This is a genomic window from Priestia sp. P5_B4, from assembly GCF_056400385.1.
In genome coordinates, this window is the sequence record NZ_JBFULJ010000276.1 from 1 (window position 1) to 4,582 (window position 4,582).

The 4,582-nt window shown below is 39.1% G+C and carries 5 protein-coding genes and 1 pseudogene; 2 read left to right on the top strand and 4 right to left on the bottom strand.

Annotation, left to right across the window (positions count from 1 at the left end; genetic code table 11):
• Both AC1DRF_RS17365 and spoIIP read left to right on the top strand, forming a co-directional pair.
• Positions 1–778 (top strand): RQC domain-containing protein (locus tag AC1DRF_RS17365; protein WP_477741253.1); only part of this gene is annotated, 778 nt, incomplete at its 5' end.
• 160 nt (positions 779–938) lie between these two features.
• Entirely contained in the window at positions 939–2,108 is a 1,170-nt protein-coding gene (gene spoIIP / locus AC1DRF_RS17370) for a stage II sporulation protein P (RefSeq protein ID WP_013083408.1), read from the top strand.
• A 26-nt stretch (positions 2,109–2,134) separates the two neighbouring features.
• On the opposite strand, the gene cobO is transcribed toward spoIIP, so the two are convergent.
• The 4 genes and pseudogenes from cobO to AC1DRF_RS17390 all read right to left on the bottom strand — a co-directional run.
• On the bottom strand, positions 2,135–2,674 hold the full coding sequence (gene cobO, locus AC1DRF_RS17375; protein ID WP_013057304.1) for a cob(I)yrinic acid a,c-diamide adenosyltransferase: 540 nt from the start codon (positions 2,672–2,674) through the stop codon (positions 2,135–2,137).
• Positions 2,675–2,705: 31 nt separating this feature from the next.
• The gene (locus tag AC1DRF_RS17380) at positions 2,706–3,275 is read right to left on the bottom strand and encodes a nitroreductase family protein (protein WP_050690212.1); all 570 of its coding nucleotides are present in this window, start codon (positions 3,273–3,275) and stop codon (positions 2,706–2,708) included.
• A 20-nt stretch (positions 3,276–3,295) separates the two neighbouring features.
• Positions 3,296–4,066: a uroporphyrinogen-III C-methyltransferase gene (cobA, locus tag AC1DRF_RS17385; protein ID WP_013057306.1), complete on the bottom strand. Its 771-nt coding sequence runs from the start codon at positions 4,064–4,066 to the stop codon at positions 3,296–3,298.
• Positions 4,063–4,582 (bottom strand): annotated as a pseudogene (locus tag AC1DRF_RS17390) (cobyrinate a,c-diamide synthase); the annotation flags it as partial. The gene cobA and the pseudogene AC1DRF_RS17390, both read right to left, overlap by 4 nt.

The following is a 4,582-nucleotide window of genomic DNA, read 5'->3' on the forward strand; positions in this document are numbered from 1 at the left end:
GTATAATGTAGTGCTAGCAGCGAAACGCTTAGCTACAACTCAGCGGCAGTTCGAAGAGATTATAGATGAAAATAAAGAAGTGATTCAAAAACTACTGGTCTTTTTTAAATGGAAAAGTCTTTTAAAGCATCATGAAGTGCACATCAAAGAAATCCAAGACAAATTGTGCAGCCTAACCACTTATCAACTTAATCAAAGACAAGTTTTACAGGAAAACGCTCCCTTTCTTTCCTTCATTCAAAATGTATTACAAGTAAAAACACCGAATGCAAATCTCAAAGTTGGTTCCATTCAATGGTTTTCGCAATGGAATTTTCTAGATGTTACCCTGCTGCAGGAAACAAACAAATTTATATGTTGTATGGATCCAAACGAAATAGAAAAGAAACTGACAGAAATAAGCGCTAAGATAGAAAATGAACTTCATAAGCAGCGTCAGGATCTGCTTTCGACTCCGCTAAAAATCGGTCAAATAACTTTTGATTCAAACCAAATGCTACGGTTACTAACACTTATAGATACCTTAAAGAACACGGAAACTCAGCAKAGTTACGTGCAAATTTTAGAAGGTGTTTCTACTAACAGTATTCGTCAAAAAGAGCTCGATAAAATACCCGCATTTGGATTATTAAATTCCGTAAAGCGCAAGCGCATCGTTATGTATTTACAAGAATTACAAAACTATCAGCTGCTTAAAAAAGAGAAAAAAGGATTCAGCCTCACTCCAAAAGGCGAAGCCATCCGACGTCTATTTGAAGAAGAATCACTGAGAATATGAGATTATATCTCGCGTGATTCTTCTTTTTTGATTTTGAAGACTACTTTCTCTATTAAATGCTTATCATAATTAGAAATCTCCATTCATATAATCATTACTAGATTAGCAAAGTCCTTCATACCTATTAGCCTGATGCTGACATAGAGAGGAGATTTCGCCATTGAAATCTAGTAATCGCGCCAATTTTGTAGTGTTAACATATAAGATGGTTCTTGTTATTTTATCCATTGTTTTAATGACATCATCTATCATTGTTCTAGTAAGTTACTCAGCATTTAAAGAACAGTTCAATTCTTCTATTGTCTATCAAACGTTATCGAAGCATAAAGCGGAGAGCCTTTATTATTTGATGAGCCAAGAAAACCACCACTTTTCAACGGCTTTTGATAAAAATTACTCGCCTCCAGGTCTTTCTTCTACACTGCTAGAGTTATCAACAAGTATTCGAGCAGAAGACGCGAGAAGCTTGTTTGGTTCAGAACTTCCTGGATTCAGTATTTACGACTCCAATATTATCATCGCCGGTGAAGGCACAAATTTCACAAACTTCCCTAGAGAATCTGCACCGCCGTTAGATGAAACGCTAAAAGAAAGAAATTCTACTACAAAAGTTCAGCAACCTAAAGAAAACAATGGTACGAATGCTCCAAATAATAATACAACTGGCGGAAAAAAGGTATTTTATATTTATCATACGCACAGCTGGGAATCTTACTTGCCTCTGTTAGGACTTGAAGGTGATCCAGATGCTAATAAAGCTGTAGATAGCAAAACCAATATTAATATAGTCGCAAATATGCTAGGAAAAGATTTAGAGGCTCAGGGAATTGGGGCAGAAGTGGATCAAACCAATATTGGACAGAAATTAAAAGAAAAAGGCTGGAACACCAACCAATCGTACGCCATGTCTCGCACAGTAATTGAAACGGCGATGACTGAGAATAGAGATTTAACTTACTTTATCGATTTGCATCGAGATTCGCTTCGAAAAGATAATACAACCATTAAGATTAACAATAAATCGTATGCAAAAGTTGTGTTTGTTTTAGGGAAAGCGAATCAAAACTTTGAACAAAACTTAAAAATGGCAAAAGCGCTTCATGAAGGTCTTGAAAAGAAATATCCTGGGTTAAGCCGTGGAGTTATTGGCAAAAACAAATCCAGCGGTAACGGTGTATATAACCAAGATGTTTCTAAAAATGCGATTTTAATTGAAGTGGGCGGAGTTGATAATAACTTTGATGAACTAACCAACACAACAAAAGCACTGTCTGATGTCATTAGCCAATTTTACTGGCAAGCTGAAAAAGTAGATGCCCCTGCTCAATAAAAAAAGCCCTCTTCACTGAGGGCTTTTTAAAATTCAATTCCTTTTACAGCAGGAATTCCTTCATCATAATAATGTTTATGAGGCTTCATTTCCGTCACAAGATCTGCTGCATCCATCACTTCTTTTTTGGCAGAACGCCCGGTAATGACCAAATGCATATGCTCAGGGCGCTTTTGAATAAGGTCAATTACTTCGTGTAGCGGTAGCACATCATCAATAGGAAATTTCTCGATAGCCAGTGCATTATTTAACTCGTCTAAAATAACTACATCATATTCGTTCGAGAAGACTTTTTCTTTCGTTAGCGCCCAAGCTTTTTGCAAAGCTTCACGATGTTCAGGCGGTGTTTTTGTCCACGTGAAGCCGACTCCTGTTTGAATCATTTCAATTCCTATTCTGTCGAACATCAGCTTTTCGCCATATGTACGCTGAGGAGATTTAATAAATTGAATCATTAATACTTTTTGTCCGCGTCCCGTAGCGCGCAACGCAAGACCTAAAGCAGCGGTTGTTTTTCCTTTACCGTCTCCGGTATAAATTAACGTAAGACCCCGTTTGTCTTTCAATCTAAAAACCTCTTTTTCTTCGAATTTCAGTTTACAGCCATGTTGTTTTTTCTGTAAACGGTGTTCTAGCAGGCTCTTTCATTTTTGTAAGAGACTCTTCATTTGGATAGCCTAGAAATACGTTTCCTACTACGACTTTACCTGAAGGGTTGCCAATAAACTCATGTAATCTCTCGTCTCGAACAAGACCAACGCCTCTTGTTCTCCAAACGAATCCAAGACCTAGTTCTTTAGCCGCTAGCCACATGGAATGAATCGCGCATGAAACCGCATATTTGTTGTCTTCAGTGGCTTCATCGTCTCCTTCAACTGTGTCAGCTGTTACGACGATATGTACAGGCGTATTTTTTACTGCTTTTAACGAACTTTCTACTAAATGAGGCTTTGTAGGAAAGCGCTCCTTTAAATAAGCTTCAGCCAGTTCTTCATACTTCTTTTTTGCTTCTCCTTGAATCACATAAAAGCTCCAAGGCTCTCTCATTCGGTCATTTGGAGCCCACGTCGCTGCTTCAAGCAGCTGTTCGATTTTCTCTTGTTCCACTTCACGCGCTTCATGATCTCGTACCGCTCTTCGTTCTTTTAGCTGTGAAATAATCGTCATATTGTCTCCTCCTTTTAACGTTAAAGCAGAATATTTTCCGCTCTTTCTTCGAACCATTTTATTTTTTCTCTAATTGTCACAACTTCACCTACAAGCACAATGGCAGGATGAGCAATTTCTGCTTTTTTTGCTATTTCTTCGATTGTGGCAAGCGTTCCTGTTACGGTGCGCTGATACTTCGTTGTGCCCCATTGAACAAGCGCTACTGGAGTATGTTTATCTCGTCCATGGTCCATCAATTGCTTGCATATATGAGGTAAATTTCCAACGCCCATGTAAAACGCAATTGTATCTATTCCTTGAGCAAGCGCTGACCAATTTAAATAATCTTTTCCTTTTTCTTCTCTTCCATGACCCGTTACAATCGCAAAAGAAGTGGCATGATCTCTATGGGTAACAGGAATTCCTGCATAAGCTGGAGCTGCAATTCCTGACGTGATACCAGGCACGACTTCGTAAGGAATTCCTTGAGTAGCAAGCACTTCCGCTTCCTCTGCTCCGCGGCCAAACACAAAAGGATCGCCTCCTTTTAAACGCGTCACTACTTTTCCTTGAAGCGCTTTTTCAACAAGCAGTTCGTGAATACGATCTTGGATGACTCCGTGCTTACCCGGTAATTTCCCGCAAAAAATAAGCTCCGCGTCTTTTTTAGCATAGTTTAACAACTGTTCGTTGGCTAAGCGGTCATATAAAATAACATCCGCTTCTTGAATACACTCCATTCCATATACGGTTATTAGCTTCGGATCTCCTGGTCCAGCTCCTACTAAATATACTTTTCCAACTGTCACACGGCATCTCTTCTTTCTTTTTTTACCGCTTTACACTGTTCCACCCAGTTTTCTACCATCTTCATAGAAGAGCCGAAATGAAAGTGCGTATAGCCGGCAATTAAATTATTGTTCATATAGCCTTCTTCTTTCATTCCTCGCATCCCTTTTGTATCATAGGCAGGCGAAAACTCTTTCTCTGAATGAAAGGTTGAATAATGAAATTCATGGCCTTTAGCTTGTACATCGCCTTTAAATAAAAAATTCTCCTGCTTTCCCGTCACTTCTCGGTACCCTAAAGCAGCTAATTTTGTCTGCATTCTTACTTGTCCGGGAATAAGCCCCACCATTTCATGGCATGTATCATCTGTTGTGACAATAGCATCTGTTAAGAACATAAACCCTCCGCACTCAGCAAGCGTAGGAATCCCTTTTTGAATAGCTGCTCGAACAGAATTTTTAACGTCGATTTGCTGAGCCAGCGTTTCAGCAAATTCTTCTGGAAATCCGCCTCCGATATAAAGACCGTCAGCATCT

Bases quoted from the DNA above. Each gene is read 5' to 3' on its own strand.
- AC1DRF_RS17380 (WP_050690212.1), bottom strand. From the start codon at position 3,275: ATGACGATTATTTCACAGCTAAAAGAACGAAGAGCGGTACGAGATCAT.